This window comes from Rhizobium sp. R86522 (assembly GCF_042466255.1).
In the GTDB taxonomy this organism is placed as follows: Bacteria; Pseudomonadota; Alphaproteobacteria; order Rhizobiales; family Rhizobiaceae; genus Allorhizobium.
On the sequence record NZ_JAXHBX010000001.1, the window covers coordinates 2301054 to 2325239 of the forward strand.

The window sequence follows — 24186 nt, forward strand, 5'->3', positions numbered from 1 at the left end:
CGGTCGGCATCACGCAGCAGAACGCATGATCGCCGCACTGCCCGTCGGGCTCTCGCTCGGCTTTAGTGCCGCATCCTCGACGGCCACGAGGTTCTCCTGGCCCCAACGGCCGATCGCCTGAAGCACTGGCTCGAGGCTGCGGCCGAGCGGGGTCAGTGAATAGTCCACACGCGGCGGCACGACCGGATAGACGGTGCGGGCGACGAGACCGGCGACCTCCATGTCGCGCAACTGTTTCGACAACATGCGATGGGTAATCGATGGCAGGCGCTTCACCAGTTCGTTGAAGCGCAGCACTTCGTCCTTGAGGAGATGGTGGAGGATCACGCCCTTCCATTTGCCGTCGAACAGCTGCAGGGTCGCCTCGATCTGGCAACCACCGAGGTCGGACAAGCCGGCGTTCATATCGCGAGCCATTCAAAATCCCTTCTCAAATCTTCGACGCGGCCGGTCACCGGCGCATCTGTTTCCACTTAGTCCTGATCGGCCGGCGGAAAAAGCCTCCGGCCGATCGGAATTGGTCGACACAGCGTCAACCAGACATTCGACGCACAAGAGCGCCGGAAAGTTTCATTGCGGGGAGATTGGGGCAAAGGCTTGGAGCTGCAAGCGTGATGGCACAGTCGTGACTGGGTGTGACAAGACAGTGCCAATCGATCACAGCAAAGTGGCGCCGGTCAGGGACCAGCGCCACAATAAAGACGGGAAAGTCGCAATGCCGATCAGGCCTGAATCACAACGACCTTGCTGCCGACATCGACGCGGGCATAGAGATCGATCACGTCGTGGTTCATCATGCGGACGCAGCCCGAGGACATCGCCTGGCCGATCGACCAGGGCTGGTTGGTGCCATGAATGCGGAACATGGTGTCGTTGCCGCCACGATAGAGATACATGGCGCGGGCGCCGAGGGGATTGTTCGGGCCGCCGGGCACACCGCCGGCATATTTCAGGTTCCGCTCGGGGTCACGGCGGATCATGTTGGGGGTCGGCGTCCAGCTCGGCCATTCTGCCTTGCGACCGACATAAGCATTGCCGGAAAGAGCAAGGCCCGCGCGGCCGACGCCGATGCCGTAGCGCATGGCCCGACCATTGCCCATCACGTGGTAGAGCCGGCGCTCTGGCGTATTCACCACGATCGTGCCCGGAGCGTGTGGCGTCTCGTATGCCACTTCCTGACGACGCAGTTCCGGCTTGATCTTCTCGATCGGTACCTTTTTCAGCGGAAACGGCTCATCCGGCACGTCGCCATACAGGGCCTGCTGATTGGGAACGGACTGGCAGCCGGCGATGAAGAGCGGCAGGCCAAACAAAAGACCGCGGCGGGAAATGGTCATGTTTCAGGCGTCCTCGGGATTACGATTCGTTGCCGAGGAGCCTAGGAATTTATGGTTAATGACGGGTTAAATCTAAAGGTGCTTGTTAAGATCGATGGCGAAGATGGGGCGGTGGCTGGTGGCGACACCGCACTGCAATGCAAAAAGGGCGGCCTCTCGACCGCCCTTTGAATAGACATTACATGTTCGGATAGACCGGCCCTTCGCCGCCAATTTGCCAGCGGCGGTCCGTGCGGGCCTGCCTCTCGAACATTTACATGTTCGGATAGACCGGCCCTTCGCCGCCTTGTGGCGGCACCCAGTTGATATTCTGGTTCGGGTCCTTGATATCGCAGGTCTTGCAGTGAACGCAGTTCTGGGCGTTGATCACGAAGGTCTGCTCGCCCTCCTTCTCCACCCATTCATAGACGCCCGCCGGACAGTAGCGGGTCGACGGACCGGCATAGACGTCGAGTTCGGATCGCTTCTGCAGATCCATGTCCTTGACCTTGAGGTGGACCGGCTGGTCTTCCTCGTGGTTGGTGTTGGAGAGGAAGACCGAGGAGAGGCGGTCGAAGGTCAACACACCATCCGGCTTCGGATAGGCGATCGGCTTGTGGCTCGCTGCCGGCTCCAGGGATTGTGCATCGGTCTTGCCATGCTTCAGCGTGCCGAAGAAGGAGAAGCCGAGGAGCTGGTTCATCCACATGTCGATGCCGCCAAGGCCGACGCCCAGCGCCGTTCCAAGCTTCGACCAGAGCGGCTTGACGTTGCGCACGCGCTTTAAGTCCTTGCCGATATCGGTCGAACGCCATTCGTTCTCGATCTCGATCGGTTCGTCATTTGCGCGGCCAGCGGCGATCGCGTCTGCAATCTTTTCTGCTGCCAGCATGCCGGAGAGCACGGCGTTATGGCTGCCCTTGATGCGCGGCACATTGACGAGACCGGCGGAACAGCCGATCAGCGCGCCGCCCGGGAAGGAGAGCTTCGGCACCGACTGGTAGCCGCCTTCGGTGATGGCGCGGGCGCCGTAGGAGAGCCGCTTGCCCCCCTCGAAGGTCTTGGCAATCGCCGGATGGGTCTTGAAGCGCTGGAACTCCTCGAAGGGCGCCAGATAGGGGTTCTTGTAGTTGAGGTGCACGACGAAGCCGACGGCGACCATGTTGTCTTCGAGGTGATAGAGGAAGGAGCCGCCACCGGTCTTCATGCCAAGCGGCCAGCCGAAGGAGTGCTGCACGAGGCCCGGTTTGTGATGCTCGGGCTTGACCTGCCAGAGTTCCTTCAGGCCGATACCGAATTTCTGCACATCGCTGTCGCGCGACAGATCGAATTTGGCGATCAGCTGCTTGGCGAGCGAGCCACGCACGCCTTCCGAGATCAGCACATATTTGCCGAGCAGTTCCATGCCGCGGGTATAGGCCGGGCCCGGCTCGCCGTTCTTCTCGATGCCCATGTCGCCGGTCGCGACACCGATCACGGCGCCCTCGTCGTTGTAGAGCACTTCGGAGGCGGCAAAGCCCGGATAGATCTCGACGCCGAGCGCTTCGGCATGGGTGCCGAGCCAGCGACAGACATTGCCGAGCGAGACAATATAGTTGCCGTGATTGTTCATCAGCGGCGGCATCAGCATGTTGGGAAGGCGAATTGAGCCGGCCGGACCGAGGAAGAGGAACTGGTCATCGGTGACTTCCGTCTTGAACGGATGGTCGGCTTCCTCGCGCCAGCCGGGGATCAGCCGGTCGATGCCGATGGGATCCACCACGGCACCGGAGAGAATATGCGCGCCGACTTCCGCACCCTTTTCGAGCACGACGACGGTCAGATCCGGATTGACCTGTTTCAGACGGATCGCTGCCGACAGACCTGCGGGACCTGCGCCCACGATCACGACGTCGAATTCCATGCTTTCGCGTTCTGGCAGTTCCATATCCGTGCTCATCGTCATTTCCTCATCAGGCGGTCCCATCCGCCTTCCTCCTTGACAAAACCGAACCCAATTGTCGAGCCGAAGCGCGACGCGCCAAGGCGCAAATTCCGGCAGTGCGGTGTGAAGCGCGAGAATATCTTACGTGAACGTAAGGGTCAATGCGACGATTTCGCTGCGTTGGCTGTAGTCACCGCTCGCCGGACCTTTCTTCTCGCTTTCCCAACGAAAAGTGCGGCGCCGTGTTCCGCCTGCGTCAAATCCTGTCGCAGGCCAAAATCTGTCTTTGAAACCTTCCCCGCTTTGTCTCAGTCTGGCGACAAAACGCCAGCAGGGGGCAGACAACATGGCATTCACATATGGTTTCATCGGGCTCGGCCATCTTGGCCGCCATCTCGCCGGCAGCCTGGTCCGGGCTGGCTTCACCGTCGTGGTCAATGATCTCGATCCCGACAATGCCAAGGAGCTGGTGGCTGCCGGCGCCAAGTTTGCCGCAAACCCTCAAGCTGTGGCTGAAGTCGCAGATGCCGTGATCACGTGTCTGCCCTCGCCCAAGGTCAGCGAACGCGTTCTGACCGGCGAGCGCGGCATTCTGAAAGGCCTGAAGCCGGGTGCCACCTGGATCGAAATGAGCACGCTCGACGAACAGGAAGTCCTGCGTCTCGGCAAGATCGCGGCCGATGCTGGCGTGCGCATGCTTGAAGCGCCCGTTACCGGCGGCGTGCATCTGGCAGCCTCAGGCGAAATCACCGTCATCATCGGCGGAGATGCCGACCTCTACGATCTGCACCGGCCGGCCTTCCAGGCGATGGGAAAGCAGATTTTTCGAGCAGGCCCGCTCGGCAAGGCTGCCGTGATCAAGGTCATCACCAACATGCTCGCCTTCATCCACCTGATCGCAACCGGCGAGGCACTGATGCTGGCGAAGAAGGGGGGCATCGACCTGACGGATGCCTTCAACATCATCAAGGCCTCCTCGGGCAACAGTTTCGTGCATGAGACCGAGGGTCAGGTGATCCTCAATGGCAGCTACAACATCAACTTCACCATGGATCTCGCCGTCAAGGATCTCGGCTTCGCGCTCGGCTTCGGCCGCGACTTCGGCGTGCCCCTCGACCTTGCCTCCCATGCACTGCAGACCTTCATTCGAGCCCGCTCGACCTATGGCGGCGACGCATGGTCGTCGCAGGTCGTGAAACTTCTCGAAGATGCAACCGGCACCGATCTGCGGGCACCCGGATTTCCAGCGGAGCTTTGAGCGGTTGGAGAGGTCTTGATTGGTGGCTCGGCGCCTTGCGGCGACCGGATTTTCAGGCGAAGAAGCCGCGAACAGTTCAGGTTGCCCCATGTCTTCGCATTCGACCTTCTCGCCCCTCGACCTCACCTCGGCACTTGACGGCCTGCATCCGGACCTCCGGATCCTCGGTCCCGAGGCGCTTGCTGGTCGCCATCCCGGAGAAGACCAAGCGAACCTGAATGCCGGCGTGATGGCGCAGCCGGCATCGACGGAGGCGGTCGCGGCGCTGGTATCCTGGTGCAGGGCAAACCGCGTTGCCATCGTGCCGCAAGGTGGGGTCAGCGGGCTCGTCGGCGGCAGCGTTTCCCATGCGGGTGACATCATTCTGTCCAGCGCCCGGCTTAACCGGGTGCTGGCAATTCATGCGGACGAGGAAACGGTCGAAGTGGAGGCAGGCGTCACCTTAGAGGCCCTGCAGACGGCACTGGACCCGCATGGGCTAACCACAGGCATCGACCTCGGCTCGCGTGGATCGGCGACGATCGGAGGAATGGCTGCCACCAATGCCGGCGGCATCCTCGCCTTCCGCAACGGCGTGATGCGCCATCAAGTCCTGGGCCTTGAAGCCGTTCTTCCCTCGGGCGAGATCTTCTCGGACCTGACGCGGGTGGTGAAGGTCTCGGCGGGGCCGGATCTGAAGCAGTTGCTGATCGGCAGCGAGGGTGCCTTCGGTTTCGTCACGCGGCTCGTGCTGAAAGTCGAGACAATCCGCCCGCATCGTGCCGTGGCGCTCCTCGGCGTACCCGATGCGAGCCGCGGGTTGCGGGTTGCCGCGCGGCTGCGGCGCCATCCGGCGCTCCAGTTGGAAGCCGCCGAGATGATGTGGCCGCGTTATGTGCGCGATCACGCCGCGCTGAAGCGCTTCGACCTGTCCTGGCTGGAGAACAATACGCCGGTGCTGCTGCTGGAAGTCTCCGGCGAGACGCCAGAGGCCGCAACAGCGCTTCTCGAGGCAGAACTCGCCGAGATCTGGGAGGAGGCCGAGCTTCAGGGCGGGATCATCGCCCAGTCCTCCGATCAGGCACACCGCTTCTGGGAAATGCGTGAGGATTCCGGCTTCTACTTCGCCGCATTTCCCAATGCCCCGTCCTTCGACGTCTCGATGCCGCCCTCCGCCCTGGACGACTATGTCGCCGGACTGACTAATCGTCTTGACGCGATCGGCGATGGCTTGGAGGCCTATGTCTACGGGCATATCGCCGACGGCAACCTGCATATCGCAATCGCGGCTGCCGGGCCCCTGCCCTCTGAGCTGAAGGCGGCCGTCGAGGCGGCGGTCTATGATGGCATCCGTGCCTCGGGCGGCAGCTTCTCCGCAGAACACGGTGTTGGCCTCGAAAAGCGTGCCGGCTATCTCGCCCAAGTCGATCCGGTGAAACAGGCGCTTGCGCGCCAGATCAAGTCCGTGCTCGACCCGCACAACCTGTTCAATTCGGGCAAGGTGCCGTTCTGAAACCGGTTGATCCGCAGATCGCAGGGGTTTCGATCGCGGTCCGGCACCGATAGACTGCCGCAAAGCATATCGCATCACAGGGAAGGATACACCCATGGATCTCGGCATTTCCGGCAAACGTGCCCTCGTGCTGGCCGCATCGCGCGGTCTTGGTCTCGGCATCGCAAAGGCGCTTGCGGCGGAGGGGTGCCATGTCCTCATCTGCGGACGCACGGAAGACAAGCTCAAGGCCAATGTCGAGGCCATCAGGGCATCTGGGGGCAAGGCGGACTATGTGGTCGCCGACCTCGCCGACGCGCATTTCGTCGACCAGATGCTTTCGGCCGTGCATCACACGCTCGGCGGCATCGACATCCTCGTCAACAATACCGGCGGCCCGACGCCCGGCACCGTCGAGGACATGGATGCCGAGAAGCTCTACAACTTTTTCCAGTCCATGGTGGTCCGCGTCATCACGCTCACCAATGCGCTGGCGCCCTTGATGAAGACGCAAGGCTTCGGCCGCATCCTCACGGTTGCCTCCTCCGGCGTCTTCGAGCCGATCCCGAACCTCGCCCTCTCCAACACGCTGCGCGGTGCGCTCGTCGGCTGGAACAAGACGCTGTCGGCGGAACTCGCCTCTTACGGTGTGACGGCCAACATGATCCTGCCCGGCCGCATTCACACGGACCGCATCGACGAGCTCGATGGCGCAAACGCCAAGAAACAGGGCACGTCATTGGACGAAGTGCGCGCGGCATCGGTCAAGTCGATCCCCGCCCAGCGGCTCGGCCGTGTCGAGGAGTTCGCGGCCGCTGCGGCGTTCCTCTGCTCTAGTCCAGCAAGCTACATCACCGGCACCATGCTGCGCGTAGACGGCGGGGCGGCGAAATCGATCTGAGCGGCCCGCCATCGGCGTCAAATTCGCATTAGCTAAAATGAGAGCGATCGACTGAACGGCTTGGAAAGCTCTTGGGTTTACTCAAACGTGAGAAACCTGGGAGATGAGAGTTCCCGTGATGACCGATGCCGGACATGAAGACCGGATGCTGCTGGCACTTGACCCGGCAGCACTCGTGACCGAACCCGAACCGACCGTCGAAGAGCGCGCGCGTGTCCCGCGCTCTCGCAACGCCAGCTATGGCCGGATCATCGATCACTTCCTGACAAAGCTTGAGGGCTTCAACGAAGAGCAAGAAGCGCCAGAGATGGCGCAGTACGCTGCCCGTCTCTATCATGAAGTCTGAGCACGACCGGTCTCGCCTCAACGCCGCCTCAGCCAGGCAAGTCCAGCCACACCCGCAATCGCCAAGAGAATACCATACATGATCCAGGGGCTCTGATCGATCATGAAGCTCGACGCCGGATAGGGAAAGTGACCCGAGCCCTGCCCGATCCACACGAAGCCGATCAGAATTGCGAGAGCAGCAAAGCAATGCAGGGCGATGCGCATGGGTGACATCTGTCGATCTCCAGGGTGAAGCCGACCATAGACCCAGGCGCCAACCACGGCTAGAGGCGCCCGCTTCGCAGGGACCGTCGATGCAATAGTTCGTGTCTGCGCGCCCACCTGCGCTCCGATTGCAGCCGTCACAAAAAGGTCGCTTGCCCTCGCCGGCCCCCTGTGGCATCAGGCGCCCTCTTTCATGTCTCGGCATCGCCGAGCACGACCGGCTCGCCGGGTCTCACAGACAATCAGGCATAGATAAAGGGAGCGATGGCCATGGCTGAAGCGCTTGGGCTCGATTTCGGCACGACCAATACCGTGATCGCCGTCGCGGAAAGCAGCGACGCGACACATTCGGTCGCCTACACCTCGCCGGCCGGCACATCCGACAGCATGCGCACCGCGCTCTCCTTCCTCAAGGATCGACAACTCGGCGCCGGCGCGCTGAAGGTCGAGGCGGGCCAGGCCGCAATCCGTGCCTTCATCGACAATCCCGGCGACTGTCGTTTCCTGCAGTCGATCAAGACCTTTGCTGCTTCCGCCCTCTTCCAGGGGACGCTGGTGCATGCAAGGCGCTTCCAGTTCGAAGACCTGATGGAGGTGTTCCTGAAGCGCCTGCAGGCCTATGCGGGCGATGGCTGGCCGGGCGAGGCCAAGCGTCTCGTCGCCGGTCGTCCTGTCCATTTCGCCGGCGCCAGTCCCGATCCGGCGCTTGCCGTCACCCGCTACAACGAAGCGCTGACGCGGCTCGGTTTTCCCGAGATCCACTATGTCTATGAGCCGGTGGCCGCCGCCTTCTACTTTGCCCGCACGCTCAAGCGTGACGCGACGGTTCTCGTCGCCGACTTCGGGGGCGGTACGACCGACTTCTCGCTGATCCGCTTCTCGACCGAAGCCGGCAAGCTCAGCGCCACACCGATCGGCCAGTCCGGTGTCGGCATTGCCGGCGACCAGTTCGATGCGCGCATCATCGACCAGCTGGTGGCGCCGGAAATCGGCAAGGGCAGCCAGTTCAAGAGCTTCGGCAAGCTGCTCGACGTCCCAAGCAACTACTATCTCGCCTTTTCGCGCTGGAACCAGCTTTCGGTCTTCAAGACCTTGAAGGAATTCACCGACCTCAAGTCGCTGGTGCGCCAGGCGGAAGAGCCGGAGAAGCTCGAACTGTTCATCGATCTGATCGATCACGACGAAGGTTACCCGCTCTATCAGGCGGTCTCGGCCACAAAGATGGCCCTGTCTTCGGCGGAGGAAGCCGATTTCCGCTTCGCGCCGCTCGGCAAGGCCGGCGAGAAGCGCGTGACCCGCCGCGATTTCGAAAGCTGGATTGCCGACGACCTCGTCCGCATGGAAGAGGCGCTCGACGAGGTGTTGGCCAAGAGCAACACCGAGGCCGGCACGATCGACAAGATATTCCTCACCGGCGGCACATCCTTCGTGCCCGCAGTGCGTGACATCTTCCACCGCCGCTTCGACGCAAGCCGCATCGAAACCGGCGGCGAACTGGTGTCGATTGCCCATGGCTTGGCCTTGATCGGCGAGCGGGACGATATCGAACAGTGGGTGGCGTGAACCGGGCCGACTAACTCCCACGGCCAGCGCATGCCGGGGGGCTCCCCTCATCCTGAGGATGCCTGCGAAGCAGGCCTCGAAGGATCAAAGCCATACAGAAAACCACCCGCCCTCGTCCTTCAAGGGTCGCATACGGTCCCGCCTCAGGACGAGGGCTGGTCGCCAAAGTTTGTCCTACGCTTTCCATTTGCCTTCCGTCGGCCAAAGGCACTAGAACAGCCTCATGATCCAGGCCCGCGACATGTCCTCCGCAGAGCTCGCCGCGCTTCTCGCATTTCATGCAGAGGCCGGTGTTGAGTGGCTGGTGGAAGACGATCCGATCGACCGCATCGCGGCTTTTGCAGCCGAAAAGGCGGCGCGGCAGGTGGCACGCCCTGCAGCGGATACACAAGCCACCAACGCCCCGGCGCGCAGCCTGCCGGGACGCGGCGTAGCTCCCCCCTCAGAACGCCAGCCGGCGCGGGCGCAACCCGCCCAAGGCTCTGCGCTGCCGGCGATCCCGGATGAGAATGCCATTGCCGAGGCGCGCTTTGCGGCCGAAAGCGCACGTTCGCTTGCCGAATTGAAAACTGCCATCGAAGCCTTCACCAGCTGCAATCTGAAAACCTCGGCACGGTCGACCATCACGGCCGAAGGTACCGGCACGGCCGGCATCATGGTGATCGGCCCCATGCCGAACGCGGATGACGACCGCGAGGGTCAGGCCTTTTCAGGGCGCGCAGGCCTTCTCCTCGACCGCATGCTTTCGGCCATCGGCCAGAGCCGCGAAAGCGCCACCATCACCACCATCATCCCCTGGCGGCCGCCTGGCGACCGTATGCCCTCCGGCCCGGAAACTGCCATTTGCCGACCCTTCATCGAACGCCAGATCGCGCTTGCTGAACCTCGCCTGGTCCTTGTGCTCGGCAATTATGCCGCCCGCTTCTTCTTCGGCGAAACCGGGACGATCCACGCTCTGCGTGGCAAGTGGCGTGATATCGGCGCCGGCGGCCATAACGTCCAGGCCATGGCGACGCTGCATCCGCAGGAGTTGCTCGCCGCCCCAGCCAGCAAGGCACTTGCCTGGATGGATCTGCTCGCCTTCTCCGAACGCGTGAATCCTGTCCAAAACGGCTAAATTATCATCAGCATGAACAAATTATGAAGACAGCCATGCGTTTGATGCAGGGCAGGATCGCAGCCTTGTTCGTTGCCGAATCTATGCTGCACTGCGATATATAGGTCTGAAAGTGGGAGGGACACTTTTAAAGGAAGACCATCGTGAGCCTTCGCACCCGCCCCATTCACTGCAAGTTCGAGACCTTGCGTCTCGCCAGCGAACACGGCCGCAGCGCAAGCCCCTACAACCGAAGCAGCGCCGCAGTTTCCTCAGAACAGCTGAGCGCGCGCTTCACCGGCCATGCCGGTCGCATAGCGCGCCCCGCCAGTGTCTTTTCCGAATTCCGCACCTGACGTTCGACGACCTCACCGGCCAAAAACCGGCGACTTGCTAGGAACGCATATCAGGGCTTCTGCATTGTGCATTGCGGCATCGGTTCATCCATGAACAGATATACCTACAAACATCGATATGCATTTAGAGCAGAGGATATGACCATGAACATCTCGTTCCACCCCGTCCGCAGCCTGCGCCAGGCCATGCATCACATCGGCCATGCCGTCAGCGCTTCGGAAGAATTGTCCACCGCCGCCCGCAAGCGCCAGCAGGCCCAGGATCGTGGCGTCGAGCGTGCCTTGCAGCCGCTCGGCTTCTGATCCGGCCTGCACGATAGGCGGTTTCGTCGGGCCCGCCTTGCGCGGGCCTTTTCGCGTCTACAGATTGGAACCGTGTTTACAAGCCGCCGACCGCCCCGAGGCGGGGATCAGGCTTTCCCAGGCGAACAGGCCCGCAGATCCGCTCATAGGCAAAGTCAACAATCGAGAACTTGATCGCCTGCCAGCCACAATACTCCTCGAGGAAGTCGCGGTTGAGGATGCAGTGGTTACGATCGCCATCGGGCCAATGGAGGCAGCCCGTCTCCACCGCGCGGCGGAAAAGCCGCTGCAGATGCGTGCGGGAGATCATGAAGTGCTCGGCCATGACACGGGCATCGATCCGACCGATATCGTACCCGTCGCTACCCGGTGAATGCTCCATCGCCCGGCGAACCAGTTCATCCATGACGAGACCACCCGCCTCGGTCCACAGGAAGAGCGCCACGCGCGGCGGAGGCTCCAGCCAACTCGGATTGAGACAGGCATGGCGGGCGATCTGCGGCTGGATGAGACGGAAGAGATCCGGCTCGGCCGCAAGGGTCTCGGCCCGGTCGCCGCCATCGAGGCAATCGAGGAGCTCCAGATTTGTCACGAGCCATTGATACATCGCGCGGGTCGGCAATTCCGTCGCCTCGTAGCGCTTCGGCCGACGGTTCGGATCGCCGACGATGCGGACGAACTTGTAGCTCAACAACTGGTCGAGGAAATTCAGGACCGTATTGCGGCTCGCAGAATTGTTCGAGGTGATGATTTCGCGGAGATTGGTCGTCGTCAGTCCGCTTCCCGGCTGTGTTGGATCATATTCAAGCTGCAGCGCAAAAGCCGCCTGGCTGAGCAGCCAGCGCTGGTGCGATGCCAGCATGCGTGAAAGCCGAGGGCTCTGGTCGAACTGGCCGCGCAACTTGCCGGCATAGGCACCCAATGCGGTGGCGAATTGAGGATGACCGACAATATCGCTGGAGGAGAGCGTCATGACGGCCTCCGCGATCCGTACTTCCAGGCTGCAAAGGAGATCGACGCAGTCAGGCATCGCAATGCGTGCCGGTCCATTCCTCTGTTCGCCGCGGTCGTCCCCATTCGATCCCTTTGGCGGACGTGGACACTGGGTCCGACGCCTCTCTGACGCTGTTAGTGTGAAGGTAAACGAATTCCTGACGACGTTTCAATCCCTTATTGCCAAAGCGCGAGGGAAGAATGATATGGCGTTCACGATTGCGCCGACTTGCGTCGTATTCGACATTTCACTTGCCCGGCTCTACTGGCACTATTCTCGTTCCCAATTGCGCCCCACGGAGGCCAAATGCTGTCCAGTCTCGCCTCCATCGCCACCCTGATGCTGTCGACGCTGCTGATGATGGCGGGCTTCGGACTGATGGGCTACATGCTGCCGATCCGCTCGCTCAACGAGGGATGGTCGACCTTCATCATCTCCGTCATCGCCACCGGCTATACCTTCGGCTTTACGATGTCGTGCATCGTCACGCCGATCTTCGTGCGCCGCGTCGGGCATGTGCGGGTCTTCGGCGCTCTGATCACGCTCCTGACCGTCTCCATCCTGCTTTGCGCGCTCGTTGTCGAATGGTGGGCCTGGATGATCTTCCGCGGTCTTTCCGGCTTTGCAATTGCTGGCGCCTATCTCCTGATCGAAAGCTGGCTCAATGAGCGGGTGACGAACGACAATCGCGGCGCCTTGTTTTCCGTCTACATGGTGACCTGCCTCGTGGGCTCGATCGGCGGCCAATACATCGTACCTCTCGGCGATGTGAACGGGCCGAACCTTTTCATCATCTGCGCGCTGATCTTCTCGCTGGCACTCTTTCCTGTCGCCCTGTCGACGGCCAAGTCGCCAAGCCCGATTGCCGAGGCGCGCTTCGATTTGAAGCGGCTCTATCGCCGGTCGCCGATTGCATTCTTCGGCTCGCTGCTTTCCGGGGCGCTGTCGGGAACCTGGGGCAGTCTCGGCGGCGTCTATTCCCAAACGATCGGCATGACCACGGCGCAAGGGGCGACGCTGCTGGCTGCCTTCCTGGCCGGTGGTGCTATCTCGCAGGTGCCGATCGGACGCATATCGGACCGCATGGATCGGCGCTTCGTGATGATTGCATCCGGACTGTTCGGCGTCGGCGCCTGCGGGATGATGATCGCTTTCGGCGCGGATGACCCAACCGCGCTCTATATCGCCGGCTTCTTCGTCGGCACCGTGCTCTATCCGGTCTATTCGCTCAACGTCGCCCATGCCAACGACCTCGCCGAGCCGCATGAATATGTGACGCTGTCGAGCGCCATCATGATCCTCTACGGCATGGGTACAGTCACCGGTCCGATCATGGCGGGCACGCTGATGCAATGGTTGGGGCCGACCGCGCTTATCGGCTTCCTCGGAACGGCCTTTGCGCTTTATGCCGGCTACGCGGCCTACCGCATCACAAGACGCCCTGATGACGTGACTCCGGAAGATAAGACCGATTTCCAGGCGACGATCCTGCCGATGCAGGGCGCAGACAACGCCTCTCCGCTGCCCGAGCCTGAACTGGAGGAGCAGCTGGAGCTCGGGATCGAGTCCGGGCGCTAAGCTCACCCTTGCGGGGTGGATGCCTTGCGGGCGGCCCGCCGTTCCAGGCCAAGCTGGTGTTCGCGGTAGATGATGAAGATGCCGGCCGCAACGACGATGGTCGCGCCGATCAGGGTGGTCATCGTCGGGACTTCCGAAAACAGCATATAGGCGGCAATCGAGCCGAGGATGATCGAGCAGTATTCGAAGGGTGCGATCGTCGAGACATCGGCAAAGCGATAGCTTTCGGTCAGGAAGATCTGACCCAGCCCGCCGAAGAAGCCGGCAAGGGCAAGGAGCCCGAGCCCCTGCCAGGACAGGTCGGCCCAGCCGAAGAACCAGGTAATCGCCGAGAGAAGGGCTGCGGTCAGCGAAAAGAAGAGGACGATGGTCGAGGTCTTCTCCTCGCGGACCAGCTGGCGAACCTGCAGCATGGCCCCTGCCCCGAGGACGGCTGAAACCAGCACGGCCACAGCGCCGACCGCCACGTCTGAGCCCAGCCCTTCTTCGCCGAACAGCGTCAGCTTCGGCAGGGAAATGATCAGGACACCGACAAGCCCGATCACGACCGCCGTCCAGCGATAAAGCCGGACGGTCTCCTTCAGGAAGATGGCTGCAAAGACGACGGCAATCAGCGGCATGGCATAGCCAATGGCGATCGCATCCGGCAGCGGCAGATGGACGAGCCCATAGAAGCCTGCCCCCATCGCACAAACGCCGAGCAAACCGCGCTTCACATGGCCGACCGGGTTGTCTGTCTGGAACGCCTGACGCAACTCGCCGCGACAGGCGAGATAGACGAGGATCGGCACAATGGCGAAAGCCGACCGGTGAAAGCTGATCTGGCCCGGCGGAATACCGCTGCCTGCGAGTTTGATGCAGGTCTGCATAGCGACGAAGACGGTCACCGAGCAGACTTTCAGCACGATGCCGCGGAGAGGATTGGGATCGGCGAAGGCCATGGCGATCAGATTCTTGCGGGCAGGCTATGCGCAATCGCATAGGGATTTTGAGCCGGCGACGACCACGCCGTGGACTCGGGCTTCCGTCTAGCATGCATGCCCGTCCGCTCCGCGCAAGTGCAGTGCAAGTGCAGATATCGGCAGGTTGAACCCAGAAATGGCCCGGAAACACCGGGTTTTTGGCCATCCATCGTTAACCGACCGTTCAAACGAGGAAATTATCTTTCCTGTCAATAAGTCATATTATTGCGGCACTTTGCCGTCTTTGCTGCTCGCTTTTTCAAACCGGGGTTTGGCGCCATGCCGCAGGCCGAATATCAGACCAATTCCATTTCAGAGATCCGCGCCACGCCCCGGTCCATGCGCCTCGTCACCGAGAGTATCGGCACCGATCTCGAGCAATTCAGCGCCGACAACGCCCAAATCGTGCGGCAGATCCGCCTTCTCGCCATCAATGCGCTGATCGAGGCGGCGCGTGCCGGTGAGGCCGGCAAAGGTTTCGCCGTCGTCGCCAACGAGGTTCAGCGTCTGGCGCAGGGTGCCGGAGAAACCGCAGAACGCTTCCAGGAGAACGTGCTTGGACGTATCCGGCAAAGCCGGACCATGGCGGATGATCTCGTCGACCAGATGGAAGGCGTGAGACTGATCGACCTTGCCCAGACGCTCGTGCAGTTCATCGTCCGCAATCTCTTCGAGCGGACAGCGGACGTGCGCTGGTGGGCGACCGACAGCGCGCTCTGGGAAGCCCTCGAACAGCCCTCGCCCGAGCGAGCCCAGCATGCAGCCGCGCGGCTCGGCGTCATCAATCGGTTCTACACGGTCTATCTCGATCTCGTCATGACCGATGCCGCCGGCAAGGTCATCGCCTCGGCCAATCGCCGGCATCATCGCAGCCTCAAGGACCAGGATCTCTCCAACGAAGCCTGGTTTCGGGCAGCTCGCACCTGCCAGAGCGGTGACGACTATATCGTCGACACCGCAAAGCGCAGCCTGGTGCACGACAATCGCGACGTTCTCGTCTACGCCACCGGGATCCGGGAAGGCGGCCGCAGCGATGGCGCACTTCTCGGCACGCTCGGCGTCTATTTCGACTGGAAGGCCCAGGGCCAGGCCATCGTCGAGAAGGAGGCGAACCTGGCGCCGCAGGTCGCCGAAAAGACCGAGGTCCTGCTGCTCGACGGCAACAACATGGTGATCGCCTCATCGCGTCCGGAGCGGATCTACACCCATTTCGCGCTCAACAATCCCAAACAACTCGCCAAAGGCAGCTATTACGACCAGAGCGGTGCCATCGTCGCCTTCGCAAAGACCCTCGGCTATGAGGACTATGACGGCCTCGGCTGGTCCGGCGTCATTATCCAGACCATGGACAGTGAGGACCTCTTGCGTCAGCGGTTGCGATTGAAGTGATGCTGCCCACCTGGCTGCCGGTATTGCCGAAGATATTCTCCTGACTATTCTTGGATTTGAAGCCCGATTTCGGCCGTGAAATCCAAGAAAACCGGCGCCAGGATCAAGAGCATCGTAAAAATAACTCGTGTTTTAACAATCATTCAGAAATTGCTGCAATCATCGCGACAACTTGACCCCAGGCGATCGCGAGCCCAAGCGCTCGTGCCGTGCCTTGGTGGCCAACCCCGTAGCGACCAGGACACATTATGCGCACAGACACGGGCCGGATCGTTCATCTGGCAGACTACCGCCCCACCGACTTCGTTCTGGAACGGGTTGATCTGACCTTCGAACTGGACCCGACGGAAACCAAGGTGGAAGCCCGGTTGATCTTCCATCGGCGCGAAGGTGTCGATGCGGCAGCCCCCCTGGTGCTCGACGGTGACGACCTCACCATGACGAGCGTGCTCTTCGACCAGATCGAGATGGACCCGTCGCGCTACACGGCGACGCCCGAGAGCCTCACCATCCGCGACCTGCCGGAATCCACGCCCTTTGAGATCACCGTCGTGACGATGATCAATCCGGAGGCCAATACCCAGTTGATGGGCCTTTATCGCTCGAACGGCATCTACTGCACCCAGTGCGAGGCCGAGGGCTTCCGCCGTATCACCTATTTCCCCGACCGTCCGGATGTGCTCGCCGTCTACACGATCAATATCATCGCCGATAAGGCGGCCAATCCGCTGCTGTTGTCGAACGGCAACTTCCTCGGCGGCGCCGGCTTCGGCCCGGACAAGCATTTCGCCGCCTGGTTCGATCCGCATCCGAAGCCGTCCTATCTGTTTGCGCTGGTTGCCGGCGATCTCGGCATTGTCGAAGACACGTTCACCACGATGTCTGGTCGCGAAGTGGCCCTGAAGATCTATGTCGAGCACGGCAAGGAGCCGCGCGCGGTCTATGCCATGGATGCCTTGAAGCGTTCGATGAAGTGGGACGAAGAGGTCTTCGGCCGCGAATACGATCTGGATATTTTCATGATCGTCGCCGTCTCGGACTTCAACATGGGGGCCATGGAGAACAAGGGCCTCAACATCTTCAACGACAAGTACGTGCTCGCCGACCCCGAGACCGCGACCGACCAGGACTACGCGAATATCGAGGCGATCATCGCGCATGAATACTTCCACAACTGGACCGGCAACCGCATCACCTGCCGCGACTGGTTCCAGCTCTGCCTGAAGGAAGGCCTCACCGTCTATCGCGACCACGAATTCTCCGCCGACATGCGCTCGCGTTCGGTCAAGCGCATCGCCGAAGTCCGCCACCTGCGCTCGGAGCAGTTCCCGGAAGATGCAGGTCCGCTCGCTCATCCGGTGCGGCCCAGCAAGTATCGCGAGATCAACAACTTCTACACGACGACCGTCTACGAAAAGGGCTCCGAAGTCACCCGGATGATCGCGACCATTCTCGGCCGTGACGACTTCAAAAAGGGCATGGACCTCTACTTCGATCGTCATGACGGCGATGCCGCCACCGTCGAAGACTTCGTCAAATGCTTCGAAGATGCGAGCGGCCGCGACCTCACACAGTTCTCGCTCTGGTATCATCAGGCCGGTACGCCGCAGATCACCGTTTCCTCGTCTTATGACGCCGGTGCCAAGACGCTCACGCTGTCGCTCGAGCAGATGATCCCGGCAACTCCTGGCCAGAGCGCCAAGGAGCCGATGCATATTCCGCTCCGCTTTACGCTGATCTCGGAAAACGGCTCGGAAGCCTCGGCCTCTGCGATATCAGGCGGCGACGTCACCGGCGATGTGCTGCATCTGACCGAGCGCGCCCAGAGCTTCACCTTCTCCGGCATCGGCAGCCGCCCTGCTGTCTCGCTGAACCGCGGCTTCTCCGCTCCGGTCACCCTGCATTTCTCGCAGAGCGCTGAGGATCGCGGCCATATCGCCCGCCACGACAGCGACCTCTTCGCCCGCTGGCAGGCGATCACCGACCTCGCTCTGCCGGCCCTGATCGATGCTGCGAAGACCGCCCGTGACGGTGGTACCGTGGCGGCCGACCCCGCTTTCGTAGACGTCCTGCTTGCAGTGGCAGCGGACGAGGCGCTGGAGCCTGCCTTCCGCGCCCAGGCGCTCTCGCTTCCGAGCGAAGCCGACATCGCCCGTGAACTGGGCGGCAACAACGACCCGGATGCTATCCATGCCGGCCGCCAGGCCGTGCTCAGCGCCATTGCCACCGCAGGCGCCGATGTCTTCCGCAAGCTGCACGCCACCCATTCGGCTGCCGGCCCCTTCTCGCCAGATGCCGCAGGTGCAGGCAAGCGGGCGCTGAAGAACCTTGCGCTTTCCTTCCTGTCGCTGGCGGAAAACACCCCGGCGCTGGCCGCCGAGGCATTTGCTAAGGCCGACAACATGACGGACCTGTCGCAGGCCCTCACCATCCTCGCCCATCGCTTCCCCGATGCGGAAGAGACGAAGCAGGCGCTCACCGCTTTCGAGACCCGCTTCGCGTCGAACGCGCTCGTGCTCGACAAGTGGTTCACCATCCAGGCGACGATCCCGGGTGCGGCGAGCCTCGACCGGGTAAAGGCCTTGATGGCGAGCCCGCATTACCAGCCGACCAATCCGAACCGCGTGCGCTCTCTCGTCGGCACCTTCGCCTTCGGCAATGCGACCGGCTTCAACCGTGCGGACGGTGCGGCCTATGCCTTCTTTGCCGAGCAGATCCTCGCGATCGATCCTCGTAATCCGCAGCTTGCGGCACGCCTCCTGACCGCCCTGCGTTCCTGGCGGCTGCTGGAAGCCGGCCGAGCCGACAAGGCGCGCGCGGCGCTTGCGACCATCGAAGCCTCGGCGACGCTGTCGACCGACGTGCGCGACATCGTCGACCGCATCCTGAAGGGCTGAGCCGCCCGTCCGATCCGATGAAAAAAGGCGCCGCGCTAACCGGCGCAGTTTTTCGTCCTCGATCGTTTTTCGGCCTCCAAACGCCGGCTAATTTTCCATGAGATTCAGCCTCTTGCACTGACGCCGATAAAAAAGCGGAGTCGGAGCAATGGGTTAATATTTTCTTTACGCACCGGCTCTGGACAAGCCGAATCGGCCATGATTCCTTGGCGTCAGATTCGGGCAAGCGGCGCTCGAATCACACGAGGGACAGAGGCAGGGACGATGTTGGACGCGCGGCGGGTCACCGCAGCCGATGAGCGGCTGCGCATCAAATTTTCGGACAGGGGTGAATTCTTCACGCGGCTCGGACGGCGGTTTTTCGGCTCGTCCTCGTCCGTTCCGGGTCAGGCCGAGGTATCCGTCCGCTCGATGCGGATCGAGACCATTTTGCGTCGGGCAATCCCGATCCTCATTCTCGCTTTTCTCGCCGTCGTGGCGCTCGCCCGCACTATCGGCATCGTCAACGAACACCAGCGCATGGCAGCGGCAGCCCGCCAGTCGACGGCCCTGATCGCAGCCACGGTCAATGCCGCGCTCGGCGAACGGCCGGCGCTATTTGAGACCCGCAATCGCGCTGAGGCCGAGAAACGCCTCGCCACGTATCTGGATCACGAGCATTTTGCCAACGGTGCCCTCGTGCTGCTCGTCGACCCCACCGGCCGCGTCTTCGGCTCGTCGCCGGCAGCCGCAGGTCAGGTCGGTTCGATGCTCGTCAGCCTGCTGCCGGAGATGATGACGATCCGCAAATCCGGCAGCCGCGCCGGCGCAATCGAAACGGATCTGAACGGCGTGCCCCATCACGCGATCTTCACACCCGTCGGCACCGATGGCGCGATGATCGTCGCTGCCCATTCGCTGCAGGCTGTCGAAGACTTCTGGCGCCGCGAGCTGTCGCTGAACGTTACGCTCTTCACCTGCATCACCGTCATCCTCTTCGTCATCCTCTATGCCTATTTCTACCAGGTGAAGCGGGCCCGTGAGGCAGACGATACCTTCCTCGAATCCAACCTGCGGGTGGAAACGGCGCTCGCCCGCGGTCGCTGCGGCCTCTGGGATTTCGATCTGGAAAGCCGCAAGCTCGTCTGGTCGCGCTCGATGTACGACATGCTTGGCCTCACGCCCTCGACCCAGCCGCTGGCATTCGCCGATGCCGCCCGCCTGATGCATCCCGACGATGGCAATCTCTATGCGCTCGCCCGCTCGGTCGGTCGCGGCAGTTCGCGGCATATCGACCAGATTTTCCGCATGCGCCACGCCCAGGGCCATTATGTCTGGATGCGCGCCCGCGCCCAGATCATCTCTTCCAATACCGGCGACCTGCATGTGATCGGCATTGCAATGGACGTGACCGAACAGCACCGCCTCGCCCAGCGTTACGCCGAAGCCGATCAGCGCCTCGCTGACGCGATCGAATGCACCTCGGAAGCCTTCGTACTCTGGGACAAGAACGACAAGCTCGTCGCCTGGAACGGCCATTTCCAGAAGGTCTACGGTCTGCCTGACGACGTGCTGGTGCCCGGCAAGGAGCGTTCGCTGGTGCTCGCGGCCGCCGGCAAGCCAATCATCCAGCGGCGCATCGCCGACGCCGATGACGGCACCAATTCGCGCACCTCGGAAGTACAGCTCGCCGACGAGCGCTGGCTGCAGATCAACGAGCGCCGCACCCGTGACGGCGGCCTGGTCTCGGTCGGCACAGACATCACGCTGCTCAAGCGGCACCAGGAGCGCCTGCGTGAACAGGAACGCCGCCTGATGGCCACGATCGGCGATCTCTCCGCCTCTCAGAAGATCCTCGAGCGTCAGAAGACCGAACTCTCCGACGCCAACGAAAAGTATATCGCCGAGAAACAGAATGCCGAAGCTGCCAACAAGGCAAAGTCGGAATTCCTCGCCAATATGAGCCACGAGCTCAGGACGCCGCTCAACGCCATCCTCGGCTTCTCGGAAATCCTGCTCGCCCGCATGTTCGGCCCGGTCGGTTCGCCGAAATACGAGGAATATGCAAAGGACATCCACGAAAGCGGCAAACACCTGTTGAACGTCATCAACGACATCCTCGACATGTCGAAGATCGAGGCGGGACAGATGAAGATCCGCTGCGAAACCATCGATCTCTGCCCACTGATCGAAGAGAGCATGCGGCTGACCGCGATCCCGGCAGAAGAGAAGAACATCACCGTCGAACAGCGTATCGAAGCCAGCCTCTCGCTCGTCGCCGACCGTCGCGCCATCAAGCAGATCCTGCTCAACATCCTGTCCAACGCCGTCAAGTTCACCGATGAAGGCGGCAAGATCGCTCTTCGGGCCCGCAAGGTTCAGGGTGCCGTGATCGTCTCCATCGCCGATACCGGCATCGGCATTCCGAAAAGCGCGCTCAGCAAGATCGGCAATCCCTTCGAACAGGTGCAGAGCCAGTATGCCAAGTCGAAGGGCGGCTCGGGTCTCGGCCTTGCCATCTCCCGTTCGCTGGTCGCGCTGCATGGCGGCTCGCTGAAGATCCGCTCCCGCGAGGGCCAGGGCACGGTGGTGTCGATGCGCATCCCGGATGTGAGCTTCGCCCAAGGCTTGAAGCGGCGCGCGTGAACGCGACGGCTGCAAGCGTTGAGCGGTGTTCACCTCACGGCAACCCTTCCCGGTGAATACGCAGCCGAACTGCCTCGTCCGTGAGGGTCCTCGGGCCATGACAGGCTCGGGATAATCCGGCACGAGGCCGGAGGCAAAACAGGGACCGCACTGGCCAGTGAAGGCAAATAGCGCAGTGGGCTCTATGTCAATTTCATCATCGAACTGATCGGCGCCCTGCTGCCGATCAGGTTGATGATCCTGACAGTCGCCGGCATATGGATTAGGTCGGCGACGCCCGCTACGGCGTCATTTCCCTGATCTGGATGAGGATCGGCTATCTCGGCGCTCTCAAACTCGGCCTTGCTCCCGCCACTATCAATGCACTGGCGCGCCTCGACCATTCCGCCCAGCGCGAACGCGCCTGCGTCCTTGTTGGGACCGCCCTGCTCTATCTTGGCATCTGCGCGTCAAGGATCCTCTTGATGGATCAGCCCAAACCGTCGGCGGGCTGCAACGGCACCCATCTAATGTGATATCGTGATAATTTTGTACTTTGTTTGGTAGCGTCGCCTTCCGCCCTCAAAGCTCGATTGCGCGCAACAAACATCGCTTGTATTTCCGAGAGTTATGAGCGCCCCATAATTCGCAATACATCTGCCCGCAAGAAAACCTACCGCCAAATACAGTCTCAACTTATCGAGGAGAAATACACCCTGTAGTTTTAACGGCTATAGAGTGCCACTCAACCATGACAGCATCACAGCATTTCCCCTCGCTTCGCCACCGTCGTCTTTCTCTTGTCACTGCCACTTCACTAAGCCTAGTGATGAGCCTCGGCCTTACCGGTCCGGTGCAGGCGACTAGCCTTGTCAACCGCGATCTATCCGTCTTGCTCTCCAGGGGTTACTTGGCAAACATTTTGGGCTTCACGAGATCGCCAAGCGGTATCGGCGCCAGCACCGGCTACTCGAGTTACCAGGATAGCAATCAACTCTCCGCCGGACCAAACACGATCACCACCCCATCGAATGATCTTGATGCGACCGCGATCAGCGGCGACGGAAGTACCGTGGTCGGTCACGAGTTGATTAACCCCGAGACCCGCCGTCTTTTCGTCTGGTCACAAGCTGACGGGTTGACGTACGTGGGCACCGATACGGTCGGCTACACATTCGACCTGCGGCACGTCAGCGACGATGGTTCGGCGGTAGCAGGGACGAACTACTATAACAATCCTACGGCGTTCTACTGGCATAAAGGTGACACGACGATCACCAATCTCGGCACTCTCGGTGGCACTCAATCCTATGCTAACGCGCTGAGCGGCGATGGCAGCACGGTCGTTGGCTATTCCTATAACGCCGACGAGGTGCAGCAAGCGTTCGTCTGGATACGCGGCGGCGGGATGGTCGGCATCGGCGTTCCTGACGCCCAAACTGCAAGCTTCGCCACTCATGTCAGCTTCGACGGCAGTGTCGTTGGCGGTGGATTGTTTAACGAATTGGGCCTTCGCGCCTTTCGCTGGACGGTTCAGACGGGCCTGACCGACCTCGGCGATCTCGGTGGTGGCGGTCAAACGACTCTCCAAGCAATGAACCGGGATGGCAGTGTCCTGGTGGGGTACTCCACCGGTGCATCGGGCGGTGCGCGGGCGTTCCGCTGGGCCAATGGCGCGATCGGGGATCTCCAAGCACCAGGTTTCATCAATTCATTTGCACTCGGCGTCAGCGACGACGGCGCAGTCGTCATCGGCAATGCCAGCATGCCTGACCCCAGCGGTGCCCAAGGGCCAGAAGGTCCCGTGATCCTCTACCGTGGTTTTCGCTGGACCAACGAGAGCGGCATGATCACCGTCGATCAATGGCTCCGCGACAATGGGGTCACGCTGGCGCAAGACATCACCGGCGATGCCGCGGCCGTTTCTGCCGATGGCGAAACCGTTTTTGGCCGGCTTGCGAACGGCGGCGGCTACTACATCGCCCATGTCGATCCTGATGCGGCAGGCGTGATCGACCCTGTTCCAGGAAGCGTGGTCAAGCCTGTTGCGGGAGGCGTGATCAACGTTTCCAACTATGTTGCTTCCGCCGCACAGACGAATTCCGTGGCGATCGGCCTCCAGACATCAACCGCCAGCACTGTCATGTTCGGTGCCCAGGGCAGCCCGATGCGCAATCTTCTCGACGTCGGCCGTCGTTCCGTCTGGGGTACCGTGGACACCGGTTACGACAGCGGTACGAAGTCCGAAGGGGCTGTCGCGCTGGGAGATTTCGGTTTCGGCTACGGCCTGATGGACGGCGTCACCGTGCGCCTCCAGGGTGGCACGACGCATACCGATCAGGATCTCTATGACGGCGGCGACTTCCAGGCACTTGGCTGGTACGTGGCACCCGAAGTTACGGCCAATCTGGTCGGTGATCTCTATCTGACTGCCGGCGGCCTCTACGGTCGCGGCAAGCTTGACATCAATCGTGGTTATCTGAACGGCACCGCACTCGACTATTCGAAAGGCGAAACCGATACGGAAATGCTCTCCGGCAAGGTGCGCGTCGACTGGCTGAACGCGCTCACCTTGGGTGATGCCGCCTTTACGCCCTACCTCGCGCTTTCGCGAACCTTGGCGAAGACGGATGCCTACAGGGAAACCGGCGGCGGCTTCCCCGCCAGCCATAATGCGGTGAGTGAAAACGCGACCATCGCCCGCCTCGGGGTCGACGGCGTCTACAAGCTGAACGACACCGTGTCCCTCCTCGCCCGTGCCGAAGCCGCCTACCGCTTCGAAGAGCAGAGCACAGGCACGTCGACGGAAGTCGCCGGCGTCCAGCTCGCAGTTGCCGGTCAAGACATCAAGCAGTTCTGGCTGCGCGGTGGCGTCGGCACCGAACTCGCCATCGGCGGCGGCGTCGCTTCCTTCATGCTGAACGCCACGACCGAAAGCGACGATCCTGACGTCTGGCTGCGCTCCGGATGGAAGGTCGACTTCTGAGGCCAATGTCGCGCAAGACATGCAAAAGCCGCCGGT

General features: G+C 61.7%; 19 protein-coding genes. 13 read left to right on the top strand and 6 right to left on the bottom strand.

Annotation, left to right across the window (positions count from 1 at the left end; translation table 11 throughout):
- Positions 1–9: 9 nt before the first annotated feature.
- The 3 genes from SJY08_RS11150 to SJY08_RS11160 all read right to left on the bottom strand — a co-directional run bounded on the left by SJY08_RS11150 (position 10) and on the right by SJY08_RS11160 (position 3255).
- Positions 10–417, bottom strand: a complete 408-nt coding sequence (locus SJY08_RS11150) for a helix-turn-helix domain-containing protein (RefSeq protein WP_054149622.1) — start codon at positions 415–417, stop codon at positions 10–12.
- Positions 418–722: 305 nt separating this feature from the next.
- Entirely contained in the window at positions 723–1337 is a 615-nt protein-coding gene (locus tag SJY08_RS11155) for a L,D-transpeptidase (protein WP_054149623.1), read from the bottom strand.
- Between the two features lie 253 nt (positions 1338–1590).
- A complete protein-coding gene (locus SJY08_RS11160; protein ID WP_377275623.1) occupies positions 1591–3255 on the bottom strand; it encodes an electron transfer flavoprotein-ubiquinone oxidoreductase in 1665 nt (554 codons plus the stop codon).
- Positions 3256–3586: 331 nt separating this feature from the next.
- Here SJY08_RS11160 and SJY08_RS11165 point away from each other — a divergent pair, with 331 nt between their 5' ends.
- From SJY08_RS11165 to SJY08_RS11180, 4 genes are all read left to right on the top strand, one after another.
- A complete protein-coding gene (locus SJY08_RS11165) occupies positions 3587–4498 on the top strand; it encodes an NAD(P)-dependent oxidoreductase (RefSeq protein WP_069041779.1) in 912 nt (303 codons plus the stop codon).
- Between the two features lie 88 nt (positions 4499–4586).
- A complete protein-coding gene (locus SJY08_RS11170) occupies positions 4587–5990 on the top strand; it encodes an FAD-binding oxidoreductase (protein WP_377275626.1) in 1404 nt (467 codons plus the stop codon).
- 94 nt (positions 5991–6084) lie between these two features.
- A complete protein-coding gene (locus SJY08_RS11175; RefSeq protein WP_377275628.1) occupies positions 6085–6870 on the top strand; it encodes an SDR family oxidoreductase in 786 nt (261 codons plus the stop codon).
- A 118-nt stretch (positions 6871–6988) separates the two neighbouring features.
- Complete coding sequence (locus tag SJY08_RS11180) at positions 6989–7216, top strand: hypothetical protein (RefSeq protein WP_054149628.1); 228 nt, start codon at positions 6989–6991, stop codon at positions 7214–7216.
- A gap of 17 nt (positions 7217–7233) precedes the next feature.
- Here the strand turns inward: SJY08_RS11180 and SJY08_RS11185 are convergent, their stop codons facing one another.
- Positions 7234–7422: a hypothetical protein gene (locus tag SJY08_RS11185; protein WP_153763565.1), complete on the bottom strand. Its 189-nt coding sequence runs from the start codon at positions 7420–7422 to the stop codon at positions 7234–7236.
- A 270-nt stretch (positions 7423–7692) separates the two neighbouring features.
- Here SJY08_RS11185 and SJY08_RS11190 point away from each other — a divergent pair, with 270 nt between their 5' ends.
- The 4 genes from SJY08_RS11190 (at position 7693) to SJY08_RS11205 (ending at position 10740) form a co-directional block, all read left to right on the top strand.
- Positions 7693–8985 (top strand): Hsp70 family protein, encoded by a 1293-nt coding sequence (locus SJY08_RS11190; RefSeq protein ID WP_054149629.1) that lies wholly within the window; start codon positions 7693–7695, stop codon positions 8983–8985.
- Between the two features lie 223 nt (positions 8986–9208).
- Positions 9209–10102 (top strand): uracil-DNA glycosylase family protein, encoded by an 894-nt coding sequence (locus SJY08_RS11195; protein ID WP_377275631.1) that lies wholly within the window; start codon positions 9209–9211, stop codon positions 10100–10102.
- A 143-nt stretch (positions 10103–10245) separates the two neighbouring features.
- On the top strand, positions 10246–10437 hold the full coding sequence (locus SJY08_RS11200; protein WP_377275633.1) for a hypothetical protein: 192 nt from the start codon (positions 10246–10248) through the stop codon (positions 10435–10437).
- A gap of 144 nt (positions 10438–10581) precedes the next feature.
- The gene (locus SJY08_RS11205) at positions 10582–10740 is read left to right on the top strand and encodes a hypothetical protein (RefSeq protein ID WP_153761840.1); all 159 of its coding nucleotides are present in this window, start codon (positions 10582–10584) and stop codon (positions 10738–10740) included.
- 76 nt (positions 10741–10816) lie between these two features.
- Here the strand turns inward: SJY08_RS11205 and SJY08_RS11210 are convergent, their stop codons facing one another.
- Positions 10817–11713 (bottom strand): hypothetical protein, encoded by an 897-nt coding sequence (locus SJY08_RS11210; RefSeq protein WP_377275636.1) that lies wholly within the window; start codon positions 11711–11713, stop codon positions 10817–10819.
- Positions 11714–12040: 327 nt separating this feature from the next.
- Between SJY08_RS11210 and SJY08_RS11215 the strand changes: the two genes are divergently transcribed.
- Positions 12041–13312: an MFS transporter gene (locus SJY08_RS11215; protein WP_377275638.1), complete on the top strand. Its 1272-nt coding sequence runs from the start codon at positions 12041–12043 to the stop codon at positions 13310–13312.
- A 2-nt stretch (positions 13313–13314) separates the two neighbouring features.
- Here the strand turns inward: SJY08_RS11215 and SJY08_RS11220 are convergent, their stop codons facing one another.
- Entirely contained in the window at positions 13315–14253 is a 939-nt protein-coding gene (locus tag SJY08_RS11220; protein WP_377275640.1) for a DMT family transporter, read from the bottom strand.
- Between the two features lie 300 nt (positions 14254–14553).
- Between SJY08_RS11220 and SJY08_RS11225 the strand changes: the two genes are divergently transcribed.
- The 4 genes from SJY08_RS11225 to SJY08_RS11240 all read left to right on the top strand — a co-directional run bounded on the left by SJY08_RS11225 (position 14554) and on the right by SJY08_RS11240 (position 24150).
- Positions 14554–15663 carry a methyl-accepting chemotaxis protein gene (locus tag SJY08_RS11225; protein WP_377275642.1) on the top strand — a complete coding sequence of 370 codons (1110 nt, stop codon included), beginning with the start codon at positions 14554–14556 and terminating at the stop codon, positions 15661–15663.
- A gap of 248 nt (positions 15664–15911) precedes the next feature.
- The gene (gene pepN, locus SJY08_RS11230; protein ID WP_377275644.1) at positions 15912–18560 is read left to right on the top strand and encodes an aminopeptidase N; all 2649 of its coding nucleotides are present in this window, start codon (positions 15912–15914) and stop codon (positions 18558–18560) included.
- 264 nt (positions 18561–18824) lie between these two features.
- Positions 18825–21185 (top strand): PAS domain-containing sensor histidine kinase, encoded by a 2361-nt coding sequence (locus SJY08_RS11235; RefSeq protein WP_377275646.1) that lies wholly within the window; start codon positions 18825–18827, stop codon positions 21183–21185.
- A gap of 889 nt (positions 21186–22074) precedes the next feature.
- The gene (locus tag SJY08_RS11240) at positions 22075–24150 is read left to right on the top strand and encodes an autotransporter domain-containing protein (RefSeq protein WP_377275648.1); all 2076 of its coding nucleotides are present in this window, start codon (positions 22075–22077) and stop codon (positions 24148–24150) included.
- The last annotated feature ends 36 nt before the right edge of the window (positions 24151–24186 follow it).

What these genes read in the sequence shown, in the direction of transcription:
- SJY08_RS11150 (WP_054149622.1), bottom strand. Translation starts at nt 417, where the DNA reads ATGGCTCGCGATATGAACGCCGGCTTGTCCGACCTCGGTGGTTGCCAG.
- SJY08_RS11155 (WP_054149623.1), bottom strand. Translation starts at nt 1,337, where the DNA reads ATGACCATTTCCCGCCGCGGTCTTTTGTTTGGCCTGCCGCTCTTCATC.
- SJY08_RS11160 (WP_377275623.1), bottom strand. Translation starts at nt 3,255, where the DNA reads ATGAGCACGGATATGGAACTGCCAGAACGCGAAAGCATGGAATTCGAC.
- SJY08_RS11165 (WP_069041779.1), top strand. Translation starts at nt 3,587, where the DNA reads ATGGCATTCACATATGGTTTCATCGGGCTCGGCCATCTTGGCCGCCAT.
- SJY08_RS11170 (WP_377275626.1), top strand. Translation starts at nt 4,587, where the DNA reads ATGTCTTCGCATTCGACCTTCTCGCCCCTCGACCTCACCTCGGCACTT.
- SJY08_RS11175 (WP_377275628.1), top strand. Translation starts at nt 6,085, where the DNA reads ATGGATCTCGGCATTTCCGGCAAACGTGCCCTCGTGCTGGCCGCATCG.
- SJY08_RS11180 (WP_054149628.1), top strand. Translation starts at nt 6,989, where the DNA reads ATGACCGATGCCGGACATGAAGACCGGATGCTGCTGGCACTTGACCCG.
- SJY08_RS11185 (WP_153763565.1), bottom strand. Translation starts at nt 7,422, where the DNA reads ATGCGCATCGCCCTGCATTGCTTTGCTGCTCTCGCAATTCTGATCGGC.
- SJY08_RS11190 (WP_054149629.1), top strand. Translation starts at nt 7,693, where the DNA reads ATGGCTGAAGCGCTTGGGCTCGATTTCGGCACGACCAATACCGTGATC.
- SJY08_RS11195 (WP_377275631.1), top strand. Translation starts at nt 9,209, where the DNA reads ATGATCCAGGCCCGCGACATGTCCTCCGCAGAGCTCGCCGCGCTTCTC.
- SJY08_RS11205 (WP_153761840.1), top strand. Translation starts at nt 10,582, where the DNA reads ATGAACATCTCGTTCCACCCCGTCCGCAGCCTGCGCCAGGCCATGCAT.
- SJY08_RS11210 (WP_377275636.1), bottom strand. Translation starts at nt 11,713, where the DNA reads ATGACGCTCTCCTCCAGCGATATTGTCGGTCATCCTCAATTCGCCACC.
- SJY08_RS11215 (WP_377275638.1), top strand. Translation starts at nt 12,041, where the DNA reads ATGCTGTCCAGTCTCGCCTCCATCGCCACCCTGATGCTGTCGACGCTG.
- SJY08_RS11220 (WP_377275640.1), bottom strand. Translation starts at nt 14,253, where the DNA reads ATGGCCTTCGCCGATCCCAATCCTCTCCGCGGCATCGTGCTGAAAGTC.
- SJY08_RS11225 (WP_377275642.1), top strand. Translation starts at nt 14,554, where the DNA reads ATGCCGCAGGCCGAATATCAGACCAATTCCATTTCAGAGATCCGCGCC.
- pepN (WP_377275644.1), top strand. Translation starts at nt 15,912, where the DNA reads ATGCGCACAGACACGGGCCGGATCGTTCATCTGGCAGACTACCGCCCC.
- SJY08_RS11235 (WP_377275646.1), top strand. Translation starts at nt 18,825, where the DNA reads ATGTTGGACGCGCGGCGGGTCACCGCAGCCGATGAGCGGCTGCGCATC.